The 13,380-nt window shown below is 69.1% G+C and carries 11 protein-coding genes and 1 pseudogene; 6 read left to right on the top strand and 6 right to left on the bottom strand.

Going from position 1 to position 13,380, the window contains the following annotated elements; translation table 11 throughout:
• The first annotated feature begins 157 nt into the window (after positions 1-157).
• Complete coding sequence (locus BJF87_RS20825) at positions 158-1,381, top strand: acyl-CoA dehydrogenase family protein (RefSeq protein ID WP_006357454.1); 1,224 nt, start codon at positions 158-160, stop codon at positions 1,379-1,381.
• 17 nt (positions 1,382-1,398) lie between these two features.
• Positions 1,399-2,703 carry a WS/DGAT domain-containing protein gene (locus BJF87_RS20820; protein ID WP_006357455.1) on the top strand — a complete coding sequence of 435 codons (1,305 nt, stop codon included), beginning with the start codon at positions 1,399-1,401 and terminating at the stop codon, positions 2,701-2,703.
• Positions 2,704-2,950: 247 nt separating this feature from the next.
• Here BJF87_RS20820 and BJF87_RS20815 read toward each other — a convergent pair whose 3' ends face one another.
• Both BJF87_RS20815 and BJF87_RS20810 read right to left on the bottom strand, forming a co-directional pair.
• Positions 2,951-3,865: a hypothetical protein gene (locus tag BJF87_RS20815; protein WP_006357456.1), complete on the bottom strand. Its 915-nt coding sequence runs from the start codon at positions 3,863-3,865 to the stop codon at positions 2,951-2,953.
• Between the two features lie 81 nt (positions 3,866-3,946).
• A pseudogene (locus BJF87_RS20810) lies at positions 3,947-4,520 on the bottom strand (HhH-GPD-type base excision DNA repair protein).
• 139 nt (positions 4,521-4,659) lie between these two features.
• On the opposite strand from BJF87_RS20810, the gene BJF87_RS20805 reads away from it, so the two are divergent.
• Positions 4,660-5,103 carry a hypothetical protein gene (locus BJF87_RS20805; protein WP_006357458.1) on the top strand — a complete coding sequence of 148 codons (444 nt, stop codon included), beginning with the start codon at positions 4,660-4,662 and terminating at the stop codon, positions 5,101-5,103.
• Between the two features lie 10 nt (positions 5,104-5,113).
• Here BJF87_RS20805 and BJF87_RS20800 read toward each other — a convergent pair whose 3' ends face one another.
• The 4 genes from BJF87_RS20800 to BJF87_RS20785 all read right to left on the bottom strand — a co-directional run bounded on the left by BJF87_RS20800 (position 5,114) and on the right by BJF87_RS20785 (position 9,232).
• Complete coding sequence (locus BJF87_RS20800) at positions 5,114-5,818, bottom strand: lysoplasmalogenase (protein ID WP_035751167.1); 705 nt, start codon at positions 5,816-5,818, stop codon at positions 5,114-5,116.
• Between the two features lie 7 nt (positions 5,819-5,825).
• Positions 5,826-7,109, bottom strand: coding sequence for a lipase family protein (locus BJF87_RS20795; RefSeq protein ID WP_075863834.1), 1,284 nt, complete (start codon positions 7,107-7,109; stop codon positions 5,826-5,828).
• Positions 7,110-7,187: 78 nt separating this feature from the next.
• Positions 7,188-8,090: a hypothetical protein gene (locus BJF87_RS20790; RefSeq protein WP_006357461.1), complete on the bottom strand. Its 903-nt coding sequence runs from the start codon at positions 8,088-8,090 to the stop codon at positions 7,188-7,190.
• 308 nt (positions 8,091-8,398) lie between these two features.
• Complete coding sequence (locus BJF87_RS20785; protein ID WP_006357462.1) at positions 8,399-9,232, bottom strand: hypothetical protein; 834 nt, start codon at positions 9,230-9,232, stop codon at positions 8,399-8,401.
• 326 nt (positions 9,233-9,558) lie between these two features.
• Between BJF87_RS20785 and BJF87_RS20780 the strand changes: the two genes are divergently transcribed.
• Genes BJF87_RS20780 through BJF87_RS20770 form a run of 3 tightly spaced genes read left to right on the top strand, consistent with a single transcriptional unit; the run spans position 9,559 to position 13,371 of the window.
• Positions 9,559-10,647: a thiamine ABC transporter substrate binding subunit gene (locus tag BJF87_RS20780; protein WP_085948628.1), complete on the top strand. Its 1,089-nt coding sequence runs from the start codon at positions 9,559-9,561 to the stop codon at positions 10,645-10,647.
• Between the two features lie 7 nt (positions 10,648-10,654).
• Positions 10,655-12,316, top strand: coding sequence for an iron ABC transporter permease (locus BJF87_RS20775; protein WP_006357464.1), 1,662 nt, complete (start codon positions 10,655-10,657; stop codon positions 12,314-12,316).
• Complete coding sequence (locus BJF87_RS20770) at positions 12,313-13,371, top strand: ABC transporter ATP-binding protein (protein ID WP_006357465.1); 1,059 nt, start codon at positions 12,313-12,315, stop codon at positions 13,369-13,371. The genes BJF87_RS20775 and BJF87_RS20770 overlap by 4 nt, the downstream gene beginning before the upstream one ends.
• The last annotated feature ends 9 nt before the right edge of the window (positions 13,372-13,380 follow it).

Raw genomic sequence — 13,380 nt, 5'->3', positions numbered from 1 at the left:
ATGGTCCGGGAAACGCCATACCTGCGGGTTCGGTCATCAGTGTGGCGGCGAAATCGAGACTTGGGAACGTTGCGTTCAGCGCGGTTTCAATCGTGGTTCTCGAGTCGGGCGACGGCCACACTATCGGCCGACAAGTCTGTACCGAAAGGACCATGTGATGACCGCAACCGTGCCCACGAGCACGCCGGCCGCCGGCACCACCGACGAACGGCTCGACGAGGTGTTCGCCCCGATCTTCGCCCGAATCGCCGAAGGAGCGGTGGCGCGTGAAGACGATCGCCGGCTGGCGCACGACGAGGTGTCGTGGCTGCGTGAGTCCCGGTTCGGCGCGCTGCGCGTGCCGGTCGAGCTCGGCGGGTACGGCGCCTCGGTCCGTCAGGTGTTCCGGCTCCTCGTCGACCTGGCCACCGCGGAGTCGAACCTCCCGCAGGCGCTGCGCGTGCACTGGTCGTTCGTCGAGGATCAGCTCACCGCGCTGCCCGATCCCGAGGCCGAGCGCTGGCTGCGCAAGGTCGCGGAGGGCACGCTCGTCGGGAACGCCATCACCGAGCCCGGTGTCGGCGCGATCGACCGCTACCAGACGCGCCTGACCCGGGACTCCGACAGCGATGACGCATGGCGCCTGGACGGCACCAAGTACTACAGCACCGGCAGCCTGTACTCCCACCACATCCTGGTCGCCGCCGACCAGGACGGTGAGCGCGTCTCGGTGCTCGTCGACGCCGACGCGCAGGGCGTCATTCAGCACGACGACTGGGACGGCTTCGGTCAGCGTCTGACCGCCAGCGGGACCACCGAGTTCAGCGGCGTGCAGGTGTCCGCGGACCGCATCCTCGGCCCGGGTTACGGCGTCTCCGGTCGCACCTACGCCACCTCGTACCTGCAGCTCGTGCAGCTGTCGGTGCTGGCGGGCATCGCGCAGCGTGCCACCGAGGACGTGAGCGAATGGGTGCGCGAACGCAAGCGCACCTTCACCCACTCGACCGCCGACCTGCCCCGCCACGATCCGCTGGTGCAGCAGGTCATCGGCCGGTTGACGGCGGCCGCCTACTCGGCGCGCACCATCGTCCTCGAGATCGCCGATCGGCTCGACCGGCTCGCCGAGACCGGCTGGCAGGACGAGAAATTGCTCGACGAGGTCGAATTCGACGTCGCCCGTGCGCAGGCGACCGTCATCCCGCTGGTGCTCGACGCGACCACCCAGCTGTTCGAGGTCGGCGGCGCGTCGATCACCTCCGAGCGGCTGCGCCTCGATCGCCACTGGCGCAACGCCCGCGTGATCTCGGTACACAATCCGCTGATCTTCAAGCTGCAGGCCATCGGCGACCACGTGCTCAACGGCACCGAGCTGCCCTACGCCTGGAGTGCCGGCCAGAAATAGGGGGCTACCCTGGCCGCATGCAGCGGATGGCGGCGGCGGACGCCGCGTCGTACTGGATGTCGGAACGCATTCCGAACGACCAGCTGCTGCTGTACTGCTTTGCCGCACCGTCGATCTCGCTCGACGAGTGCGCCCGGCGACTGTCGGCGCGGGCGAGGCACGTCGACGACCTGTGTCTACGGGTCCACGACGTCCCGGCGACCGCCGACCGTCCGTACTGGGTCTCCGCCGAACCCGCACCCGACCAGGTCCGCGTCGACACCACGACGCGGACCTGGTTGTCGTGTCTGGACACCGTCGGCGACCTCGTCGCAGATCCGCTGGTGCCGTCCCGAGCGGCCTGGCGTCTGCATCTGTTCGGTCCGGTGACCGACCTTCCGGCCGGTTGTGGTGAGTCGGTCACGGGAGTCGTTGTCGTATTGCAGATCTCGCATGCGATCGGTGACGGTCGGCGCGCATCGCAGATCGCCCGGGACCTGTTCACCGCGCCGTACGACAATCGCCGTGGTGGCGGCTTCGGAATGCCCGGGCCGGTTCGCGATGTCGGAACCCTCGCGCTGGGTGCACTGCGGTTCCCCGGAGAATTCGTCTCGACGGTCCGACGCGGAGTACAGGTCGCTCGGATTGGGAAACCGGCGAATCCGGGAAAGCCGGGTTATCCGCTGACGACACTGAACCGCAGCCCCGGGTCGCGGCGACTCCTACGGGTCATCGTGCTCGACCGCGAGCGTCTCACCGCAGCCGGGTCTCCGGTCACCGTCGCCGTGCTCGTTGCCATCTCGCAGGCGCTACCGCGATACCTGGGCGACGATTGCAGACGTCTCGGTGTAGAGCTCACGGTCGGACGATCAAATAAATCGGAAGCGCGCAACAACTTTCGCAATGTGGGGATCGATCTTCACCTCGAAGTCGACGATCCGCATGAACGAGCACGACTCGTCCGCGCCGAGATCGACGCCGCCCGTGCGGCCGACGCCGACCCCGCACGAGTCGCGCAGCGACGCGTATCGGAGGTCACTCCGGCGATCCTCACGCGCTGGGGCATCCGGGCCTTCGACCTCGACACCCGACCCGAGACGGTCACCGGCGTGACCGTGGTGTCCTCCGTCGACCGCGGTGCCGCCGACTTCGACCTCGATGGCGGCGAGATCCTGTTCACCACCGGCTTTCCCGCCCTGTCGCCGGTACAGGGCCTCACCCACGGGGTGCACGGCATCGGCGACCGCGTCGCGGTGTCGGTGACCACGAGCCCGGACGTCATGCCCGACGTCGACCGGTATGTGGAGTTGCTGCGGGCCGGTTTCGATACGACTCGTCGCTAGGGTCAACTGGAAATCGGACGTGTTGACGTTGGGGCGAGTAGGAAGGGCCGGGTTCACACGAACCCGGCCCGGGTGTTGGTCTAGCGGTGGTTTGGTTCCCGCTCAACCGCTTCCTTCCCGCGGTGTCTGTTTCCTTCCCGCGGGTGCTATCCGGTAAGCGGGAAGGGATCGGCCACGCGGAAACATCTACTACCGAAAGTCGTTGACACATCCAACGATTCGACGATCTCAGCGATCACCGTCGTGGCTAACCGTTGGTGTCTGCATCTGCCGGGGAGGCCCCGTTGCCGTTGCCGCCGGAGCCCTTGGGGCCGCGCGTGAGTCGCTTGGGCAGACGGTCGGCGAGACCGCCGAGGGGAGCCACCGTCTGATTCAGGAGGTCCACGGTCTCGGCGAGTTCGTGGACGGTGTCCTGCATGGCGATCAGGTTGGGTGCGAGCTGACCGATGACCTCGGTCAGCTCGGTGATCCGATCCAGCGGACCGCCCGGCGCGATGGCGCGTTCGACCGCGCCGCCTTCGCCGACCAGCTGATCGAGCAGACCGGCCTCGGCGGCGAACCGGTCCAGGATGCCTCCGGGCGCGGTGACCTTCTCCAGCATGCCGTCGGGTGCGGTGAGCTTGTCGACGACGCCGCCCTCGGAGGTGAGACGTTCGAGGATGCCCTCGTTCTCGGTGAACTGGTCGACGACCCCGCCGGGGCGGGTCAGGCGGTCGAGTGGGCCGTCCTTCGCGGTCAGGCGCATCAGGATGCCGCGTTCGTCGGCCATCTGGTCGAGGAGTCCGCCCTTGGCGGTGAGCTTCTCCAGCGGACCGTCGGATGCGGTCAGCCGGTCGATGACCCCGCCCGGGTTGAGGAGCCGTTCCAACGGCCCGCCCGCGGCCAGGATGCGTCCGAAGGGGCGGTCCGGACCCAGCAACTCGGACAGCTGGTTGAGAAGGGCGAGGGGGGTACGGGCCGCACTGAGTTCGTCCTCGACTCCGAAGGCCTGGGTGATCTCGTGCTGGACGCTGCCCGCGGTGATGCGTGCGATGGTGACGGCGGACTCGGCTGCAGCGAGGACCACACCGGTCACGGTGAACCCCAGCCGCAGCGGCATCTGGAGGAGCGCACGAGTCGGGTCGGTCCCGTAGGGTGCGCTTCGGTCGGGAAGAGACTCCATGGTTCCCGACACTAGGCCACCGGCTCGCGATCGTGGGTGAAGCCTGGGCGATTCGTGGGTCAGGTGACCCACGTCGCGTCTCTACTCCGTCGCGGCCTTCGCAGCGGCCTTGGCCGCCTTCTTGAAATCGCGGACCTTCTGCAGCGAGTCGGGGTCGACGACGTCGGCGACCGAGCGGTATCCCTGCTTGCTGTAATCGCCGGCGAACCTTGGTCCAACCGGACGGCTTCACGTCGAGCTGCTTGGCGACGAGCGCGACGAAGATCTTCGCCTTCTGCTCACCGAAGCCGGGCAGATCACGAAGGCGCTTCATCAGGTCGGCGCCGCTGCTCGCCTCGGTCCAGATGCGGGAGGCGTCGCCGCCGTACTCCTCGGCGACGACCTTCGCGAGCGCCTGCACGCGTCCGGCCATCGAGCGGCCGTAGCGGTGGATGGCCGGGGGAGTGGAGCAGAGGTCCGCGAAGGCCTCGGGGTCGGCGTCGGCGATCTCCACCGGGTCCATCGTGCCGAAGCGGTCGCGGATCTTGGCCGGACCGGCGAAGGCACGCTCCATCGGGAACTGCTGATCCAGCAACATCCCGACGAGCAGGGCGAACGAATCGGTCGAGAGCAGTTCGTCGGCCGCGGGTTCCTGGGCGATCTGGATCTTCGGCATGGGATCGATTCTGGCAGACGCGGTGCGCGCGCCGCTCTAGACTGCCCCCATGATCAGCGGGGAGAGCATGACGGGGCGAGCAGGATCACGAGGCGCGTTCCGCGCGGGTGTCGGAGCGGTCATCGCGGCGGTGGTGGCAATGCTCATCGGCGTCGTCGGGCCGGGGAGTGCGAACGCGATCCCGGACTACACCGAGCCGAACTACGTCACGACCCTGAACTGCACCTCGGCGAACCCGTGGCCCGCAGGACCGGTGAAGATCCGCGTCGACGTGTTCAACAACATCCGGTTCCCGGCCGACGGTCTGCCCGGGCCGGCGATCGCGCTCATCGGCACCGATCGTGCGAAACCCGTCGCACTGGAATACACCTACGACATCACGGTGTCGTGGCGGAACCTGCGGACCGGGCGCACCGGCACCGTCTTCGTGCCGGGACGCGGATTCACCGTCAAATGGCAGGTCGACATCCATCCCGGTCGTGGTCCGGTCGCGTTCACGATCAAGCAGAAGCTCGGCGCCCTGGCGTTCAACCCGATGGTCAACCCGCAGTACTCGTCGTGCAGCGGGCGCGCGACCGCCTGACCGGTCTCGATCAGCGTCGACGCAAGCGTTCGGCGAGTCCGCCTATGAGCAGGTACTGCGCGGCGAAGTAGCTGGCGAGCACCCACGCCTCGCCCGCCACCCGGACGCGCGGGTCGGTGACGAGGTGGCGGCGGTTGATGATCGCCAGATCCGACAGCAGGAACGTCACGCCGCCGATCCGCAACCGCGGCTGCGGATCGGACATGGCGCTCGCGGTCGCCGACATCGTCGCGAGGGTGTTGCCGTACGTGCCCAGGACGGGCAGCAGCGCCGGCCGGTGACGGGCCAGCACCGCGGCCGATTCGGCGAGCACCCCGACCCGGGGGAGCAGCTGTCTCGCCGACGGCCGGGCACCCGCGCGCCACATCGTCGCGACGTAACTCAACTGGGCTCCGGCGAACAAGGTCGCGCCGAGTCGCAGGTAGCGGTCCTTGGCGACCGGCTCGGTCTCGAACTCCTCGAGCAGCATCAGTCGGTCGCCGGCCATCGAGAATGCCAGTGCGCCCGCCAATCCGGCGTTGTCGAGGGCGTCGCGCTCACGTGCCCCGGCCGCCGCCTGTGCCACCAGCAGCAGCATCGGCAGTGGCTTGGTCAGGCCCGCCGCCCGCCGGTGACCGAGAGCGCCGGTGACGGTGGCCGCCGCTGTCGTCGCCGCATAGGCGAGATCGAACGCCCGTTGCTTAGACAGGCGACGGTCCGGAAGACGGCGACCCATCATCGACTCACTTCAGGACTTTGGCGATGAAGGCGCGGATGTCGTTGTCGGACAACTTCGCCGACTGCGCAGCGTCGAGGGTGAGGTAGGTGCGGGCCTGCACCTTGCGATCGGCACGCGCCTGGTTCAGGTACTTCAAGGACAGCGGCACGACGACCGACGTGTCCTGGAGCGACTGGGTCATGATCACCGGCTTGACGAAGCCACGGCTCGGCAGGGCGGTGGCCTCGGTCAGCAGATTCGTCAGATCCGTGTTCTCCGACACCGGCTTGGCGAAGAGGGATCCCATGGCGAGACCGTCGACGTTCTTTCGGAACTCGGTGATGCATTCGTTGGCGGCCTTGGCCATCCACTTCTTACCGGTGTCGGTGAGCAGCGAGTCGACGTCGAGTCCCGGACGCACATTGCGGATCGCGCTGAGCGTGTACAGCGCGTCGGCGGCGAGACCGGACGGGATGCTCGCCGACGACGGTCCGAGATTGGCGAGGAGCGCTCCGAACTCGGCGGGGATCGACGTAGCCGCCGCGCCCTTGAAGTCCAGCGAGTTGCGCGCCTGCAGCTTCGGCGCGAGGCGAGCCAGCGTGATCGCGGCCGCGGCACCCTGACCCTCGCCGACGACGGCCCACGAGCGCGACACGGTGTCGGAGACGTCGTGTGCGGCGCTCACCGCGTCGACGATGTTGCGGGCGGTGGCCTCGAGGTCGTAGTACTGCGGGGTTCCCGGTGTGCCGACGCCCGCGTAATCGGTGGAGACGACGGCGTAGCCGCGGCCGAGCCACCGGCTCAGTTCGGTGGTGTCGTCCTTGGTCGGACGCTCCGACGGTGCGCACTTGTCGGCGATGCCGCGCGAGCCGTGCGCCCACGCGACGACCGGCCAGCCGCCGGCAGGTGCCCGGCCGGCCGGGACCATCAGCACGCCGGACGACAGGTGCGCCTTGCCGTCGGCGCCGGTACTCCAGTAGGTGAAGTCGTTGCCGGCGGCGGAGCCGGCGACCGTGCGGTTACGGGGCAGGTCACGGTTGGCGTAGACGGCACCCGGCGCCTGGCCCGGGCCACGGGTGTCGATCGTGCCCGCGTTGTCGTCGGCGGGTGCGCCCGTTTCCTCGTCGGTGGCGTCGGTGGTTGCGCCGGGCGAGGGGGTGCTGGTCGACGGGGTGGTCGTGGTGGGTTCCGCGGCGGCCTCGGCAACGAGGCCGAAGGAGGTCAGGCCCATGGTGAGGGCTGCGGCGACCGCGACCGTGCGGGCGATGGAGGCACTCCGACGGGTGGAAGAGATGCCGTGCGTGTTCATGTGTCGTCTATTCGTTCGGTGTGGCGGTGGGGGTGGAAAGATCAACGGCGAGAAGAGATCTCACGCGTAGACCGGGAGTCAGGCGTTGACGATGCCGACGGCCGGGAGGAACCAGCAGTTCTGGGAGCCGTTCTGCGCGGTGCCGAAGACCGCGGACAGGATGGTGCCCTTACCGGTCTTCACCGGGGCGAGACGCACACCCGAGAGCAGGGGCAGGGCGGTGAGGGTGGCGCCGTTCTTCAGCGGTTCGAGGTCGGCGAAGCCGCCCTGCAGAGTGCTGGTGTTGAACCAGGCGACCTGCATGGTGCCACCCTTGCCGGCCTTCGGGGAGGCCGGCACGAAGGCGTATGCGGTCTCGCCGTTCTCGACCACGTTCATCTTGTCCGGGATGCCTGCGATCGGCAGCATGTCGAGGAGCGGCTTGAGCCCGGCTATCGGATCGGTCTTCAGCGGCCACGGGCCCGCGACCGCGCCGGCGCCCGCGGTGACCAGACCGAGCGGGTTGTCGGGGGTGGGGGTCGTGCAGAAGGGGGCGACGGACGGGGTCAGGGTCTGGATGCCCAGGCTCTTCAGCAGTGCCAGCGGATCGGTGGAGGCCACCGGCCGGGGTGTCCCCGCAGCGGGAGCGGCGGCCGGCTGGGGCTGCGATGCGTCGAAGGGCAGCGCACCGGCACGTCCGACGACGTCCTGGACGGACAGCTGTCCGGAGCTGCCCATGACCGCCTGCGCGGCCTGGAGGGCCATCTGGTCGACGCCCGCCGACTTCAGCAGACGGACCGCGCCGGCCAGTTCTGCGTCGAACGGGATGGAATACGCGCTCAGCATGTTCGGCGGGAGGAGGGGGAGCGATGGGGCGGCCGAGGCCGGGGCGGCCGAGGTGACCGCTGCTGCGGCCATCGCCACGCCCACCAGGCCCACGCCGCAGCGCCGGATTCCGCGCCGACCGATCAGTGGACGTGTGAATCGAGACGTGATGGACATGGCACTCCTTCGAACAGCCGAACACCCCGCCACGTGTGGCGGGTGTGACAGATGGGACTTGAGTTAAAAGAGACCACGTGTGAGACGACTGCGGCAAGTCGCGAGTCCGAGCTGTGACATGCGCGCGATCGGTGAGATACCGACATTTCCGACGACCTGGGGTTTTGTCCTCGTAGCGAGTGAGACCGCCGCCACAGTCGGTTCGCGACACGTGGCGCGCGGGACGTCGCCGAGCGGATAACGGTCACAGAGACAACGACACCCCGGCGAAGTGCCGGGGTGTCGGTGAAGGAGAAGTCGACCGGAGGTCAGATGACGGCGAGGCCGATCACCGGCACGATCGTGCAGGACACGACCTGCTCCTTGGTCTTGGTGGTCACGTTTCCGTGGATCGCGGAGATGACGCGGCCCTTGCCGGTCCGGGCAATGCCGGTGAAGGTGCCGGGGCCGTCCTTGACGTTGATCTTCGGGTTCCGCTTCAGCGTGGTGGTACCGGTGCGGCCGGTGTCGACGTTGAGCCAGCTCACGATCAGCGGCTTCGCCTTGTTGTCGATGGCGGGGCCGGTGCCGAGTGCGGTGTAGACGTAGCCGCCCTCGCCGCGCTTCGGGCCGGGTGCCGGTGCTTCCTGGGGGCCTGCGGTGACCAGGGCGCGGCCCAGCGAGCCGCCGCCGGGGATGCAGCCGAGACCGAAGGTCGGGTACAGGAATTCCTGGATCTTCGGAGCGTTGGGGCCCTTCGGGATCTCCGGATCGCCGGGCTTGGGCTCGGCGGCCAGCTGGCGTGCCGCGGCCTTGCGTCCGGGCTCACCGAGGAAGTCGGCGACCGAACGCCAGACCTTGGAGACCTCGGCGGGCATTCCCGGCGTGTTGGCGAAGGCTTCGGCCTGCTGGAGGAGCTGGGCGTTGACCTTGCCGTCGGGGCCGGGGGTGGCCACCGAGCCGATGATCGCCGGGGCGAACGCACCGAGCGAGTCCAGCACGCGCTGGTCGACCTTGGGAGCGGGCGCGGCGCCGGCGACCGCCGGGAGTGCGAGGCCGGCCACGGCAACGAGGGCCGAGGCGCTGAGGAACAGGCGGTTGCGCCGGGTCCGGTGCGGGCGAGAGGTGGTCGAACGCAACCTCGACGGCCGTGTGAAACGCACTGGTGGTGTCCTATCGGTCGTGGCGCTGCGTCGGCTGGGAGAACAAGCTTCGTGCGCCTCGTGGTCGTGTGGATCCTGGTCGTGGAAATTGCCCGGGGATTGACGGGTGTTCATCGATCTTCCCACCCCGGACGTCGCGGGTCATTCTAAGCCCCTCGATGTCTTCTGTGTCCAGGTAGTCCGGCGGGTTGCGACTGTGACGTATGTGGTTATTGATGCAATTGTTACAGAAGTGATCTTTCGGGCGGCAAATCGTGCGTCGCGACGCCACCTGGTTGGATATGGGGGTGGATGGGACAGGGACAGCGAGTCGCAAGGAGTCGGATGTGACCCAACTGCCGGGCGTGAACGAGCTGCAGGCCGAGAGTGGCGGCCGTCGGCGTGGGTGGTCGGGGATCGCCTCCCGGGCCGTCGCACTCACCGTCGGAGTGGGACTGGTCTTCACGACGGCGGTTGCCTGCGCCGACGAGTCGACGACAGGCGGACAGGTCACCCTGCTGACTCACGAGTCCTTCGAACTGCCCGAATCGGTCATCGACGGGTTCCGCCGGCAGACCGGGCTCACCCTCGAGATCGTGCGCTCGGGCGACGCCGGACAGCTGGCGTCGACCGTGTCGTTGACCCCCGGCGCACCCAAGGGTGATGCGGTCTACGGCATCGACAACACCTTCGCGTCCCGGCCGATCGAAGCGGGAGCCCTGGAGTCCTACGAGTCGCCGCTCGCCGTCGACGGGGCCGACGAGTACGCGGTGCCCGGTGCGGCCGACAAGCTGACCGCCGTCGACCGCGGCGACGTCTGCCTCAACATCGACGACGCCTGGTACGAATCACGATCGCTGACTCCACCGGCGAGCTTCCGCGACCTGGTCAAGCCGGAGTACGCGTCGCAAACGGTGCTGACCGATCCCGCGACCTCCTCACCCGGCACGGCCTTTCTGCTGACGACGGTCGGTGCCCTCGGCGACGGCTGGCAGGACTACTGGAAGCGGGTCGTCGGCGGTGGCGCGACCATCGTCTCCGGCTGGGAGGTCGCCTACAACCAGATGTTCAGCGCGGGGGAAGGGAAGGGTGACAAGCCGATCGTGCTGTCGTACGCGTCCTCGCCCGCCGCGACCCCCGACACCAGCGCCCTTCTCGACAGTTGCTTCCCGCAGGTCGAGTACATCGGCATCCTCAAGGGCACCCGCAACTCCACCGGTGCGCGCAAGCTCGTCGACTACATGCTGAGCCCGGAGGTGCAGTCCGCGCTGCCGGAGTCGATGTACGTGTACCCGGTGCAGCGCGACGTCGAACTGCCCGAGGGCTGGCCGGCCCGCGCGGCCGTGCCGGAGTGGATGTCCTCGCTGCCGCCCGCCACGATCGCGGAGAACCGCGAGAGCTGGCTCGATCAGTGGCGTGACGCTGTCGGCAGGTGACAACCCGGTGAGCCGGGCAGGGGCGCGGCCCGCGGGCCGGACGGCGACGGTCGCCGGCCGGGTGGCACTACGTCTGATCCCGGCTCTGTTCATCGCAGTCCTCTTCGCCTGGCCGGTGCTCGCTCTCGTCCGCCGCGCGGTGAACCTGGCCGCGGCGTCGGGGGAGCGACTCGGTGAACTCCTCACCCGCACAGACGCACTCGCGCTCCTGGGGGTGACCCTCGGGCAGGCGGCGGCCTCGACCGTGCTGGCGCTCGTCGCGGCCGCACCGATCGCGTGGCTGTACGCCCATGTCGGCGGGCGGGCCTCGGTCCTCCTCGCCGTCGTGGTGACGGTGCCGTTCGTGTTGCCGACGGTGGTCGTCGGCGTCGCCTTCCGGTCGCTGCTGACCGGCCCACTGTCCTTCCTGCACATCCAATCCGGTCTCGGTGCGGTGCTGGCCGCGCACGTGTTCATCAACGTCGCCGTCGTCGTCCGCGTGGTCGGCGCGGCATGGCGGAACCTCGACCCCCGGTTGCTCGAGGCGGCGCGCACCCTGGGCGCCGGGCGGCTGCGTGCGACGCTGACGGTGGTGATCCCTCGACTGCTGCCCGCCATCGCCGGTGCCGCCGCACTGATCTTCTTGTTCTGTTCCACCAGCTTCGGCGTCGTGATCATCCTCGGTGCGGGGGAGTTGCGCACCCTCGAGACCGAGATATACACCCAGGCAATCGGCTACTTCCGTATCCCCGAGGCGGTGGTGCTGTCGATGGTGCAGATCGTCGTCGTGTTCGCGGCGCTGATGCTCACCCGCGTGTTCGCCGACCCCGCCGGGACGGGTTCGGCCCGTGGCGGTGTCGAACGGCGTCGGCGTGATGCGGCATTCGTGCACGGGCGGTTCGTGCGCCCGGCGATGTGGCTGGTGAGCGTGTGGACGGTGGTGCTGCTCGTCGGGCCGGTCGTTGTTCTGATCGCGCGGTCGGTGCGGCCGACGGTCGGCGGGGAATGGACGCTCGCCGGGTATCGCGCCCTCGCCGAACCGGTCAACGGGGTCACGCCGCTGGAGAGTCTCGAGTACTCGCTGGTGTCGGCGGCGTTCGCGACCGTCATCGCGCTGGTGGTGGGCGTGCTCGCCGCCGTCGCGCTCCATCGCTCCCGCGGGGTGGTCGGCGCGATCGCCTCGGCCATCTCCCTGGTTCCGCTCGGGATCAGTGCTGTCACATTGGGATTCGGATACCTGATCGTGCTGGCGTCGATGCCCTATGCCATCGCGGCGTCGCCGGCGATCATCCCGTGCGTGCAGGCGCTGATCGCCATCCCGATGGTCATCCGCATCATGCTCCCCGCGCTGGAATCGGTACCGGTCCGGCTGCGGCAGGCCGCCGCGACGCTGGGCGCCCGGCCCGCCCGCGTGTTCGCGACCGTCGACCTGCCGATCGTCGGCCGTTCGATGGGTGCGGCCGCCGGTTTCGCCTTCGTGATGGCGCTCGGCGAGTTCGGGGCCAGCAGCTTCCTGGCCCGTGCCGACACGACGACCCTGCCGGTGCTGATCGGCTCTGCGCTCAACCGGCCGGGCGCCGCCAACCTCGCGACCGCGATGGCCGCGTCCGTGGTGCTGGTCGCCGCGACGACCCTCGCCATGCTGGTGGTCGAGGCGTTCCGTCCCCGATCGGAGGTGCCGCTGCTGTGAACGGAGAAGGCCCCGCGACGAGGTCCCATGCCCTCCTCGAGATCTCCGACCTCGCCGTCGCCTACGGCGGGCACACCGTGATCGACGGATTGTCCTGGCAGGTCGGGGGATCGGGGTCGCTGGTGACTGCCGTCCTCGGGCCGTCAGGGTGCGGAAAGTCGACGCTGCTCCGCGCCGTCGCCGGGCTGGAGCAGCCGACCCGCGGGGTCGTGCGCTTCGACGGTCAGGACCTCGCCGGGGTGGAGGTACACCGACGCGACTTCGGGGTGGTCTTCCAGGACGGACAGCTCTTCGGCGGACGCAGCGTGGCGTCGAACATCGGCTACGGACTGCGGATGCGGCGCTGGTCGCGTCGCCGGATTGCCGATCGCGTGACCGAGCTGCTCGACGTCGTCGGTCTCCCCGGCTTCGAGAAGCGTTCCGTCGACACCCTTTCCGGAGGGCAGGCGCAACGAGTCGCACTGGCGCGTGCGCTCGCTCCGCATCCGCGGCTACTCCTGCTCGACGAACCCCTGGCCGCACTCGACCGACGCCTGAGAGATGAGCTGGCGGTGGAGATCTCGGAGGTCGTGCGCGCGGCCGGCGTACCGACCGTCGTCGTCACCCACGATCACGCCGAGGCCGCGACCATGGCCGACGAGATCGCGGTCATGCGCGACGGCGCGATGGTGCAGGTCGCCACGCCCTCACAGCTGTGGCGACGTCCGCTGGACGAGTGGACGGCACAGTTCCTCGGCGTCACCACCGTCGTCGACGCGCAGGTGCGCGCCGGAATCGCCGACACCGTGCTCGGCGAGATCGCCCTCGACCTGCCCGACGGTTCGCGCCGGCTCGGACTCCGCCCGGAGTCGGTCGAGGTCGTGGGTCCGGCAGGCACGGACGATCCGGGCGGGAGCCTCGCGACGGTCGTGCTCGTCGCCGAACTTCCGGCCGGTCCACGCGTGCGCATCGAGACGGCGGTCGGCGAGATCGACGCCGTGGCAGACGAATCCGTTGCCATCGGCGACCGGGTGCGGATCCGCCTGGTACCCGAGCGGGTCGCGGTCATCGGGTGACGACGGCCG

This window comes from Gordonia sp. CNJ-863 (assembly GCF_001942325.1).
GTDB classification, from domain to species: Bacteria; Actinomycetota; Actinomycetes; order Mycobacteriales; family Mycobacteriaceae; genus Gordonia; species Gordonia alkanivorans.
Note: the sequence above shows the minus strand (reverse complement) of the source record. Positions and strands in the feature narration are given on the sequence as shown.

Bases quoted from the DNA above. Each gene is read 5' to 3' on its own strand.
- BJF87_RS20825 (WP_006357454.1), top strand. From the start codon at position 158: ATGACCGCAACCGTGCCCACGAGCACGCCGGCCGCCGGCACCACCGAC.
- BJF87_RS20820 (WP_006357455.1), top strand. From the start codon at position 1,399: ATGCAGCGGATGGCGGCGGCGGACGCCGCGTCGTACTGGATGTCGGAA.
- BJF87_RS20815 (WP_006357456.1), bottom strand. From the start codon at position 3,865: ATGGAGTCTCTTCCCGACCGAAGCGCACCCTACGGGACCGACCCGACT.
- BJF87_RS20805 (WP_006357458.1), top strand. From the start codon at position 4,660: ATGCTCATCGGCGTCGTCGGGCCGGGGAGTGCGAACGCGATCCCGGAC.
- BJF87_RS20800 (WP_035751167.1), bottom strand. From the start codon at position 5,818: ATGGGTCGCCGTCTTCCGGACCGTCGCCTGTCTAAGCAACGGGCGTTC.
- BJF87_RS20795 (WP_075863834.1), bottom strand. From the start codon at position 7,109: ATGAACACGCACGGCATCTCTTCCACCCGTCGGAGTGCCTCCATCGCC.
- BJF87_RS20790 (WP_006357461.1), bottom strand. From the start codon at position 8,090: ATGTCCATCACGTCTCGATTCACACGTCCACTGATCGGTCGGCGCGGA.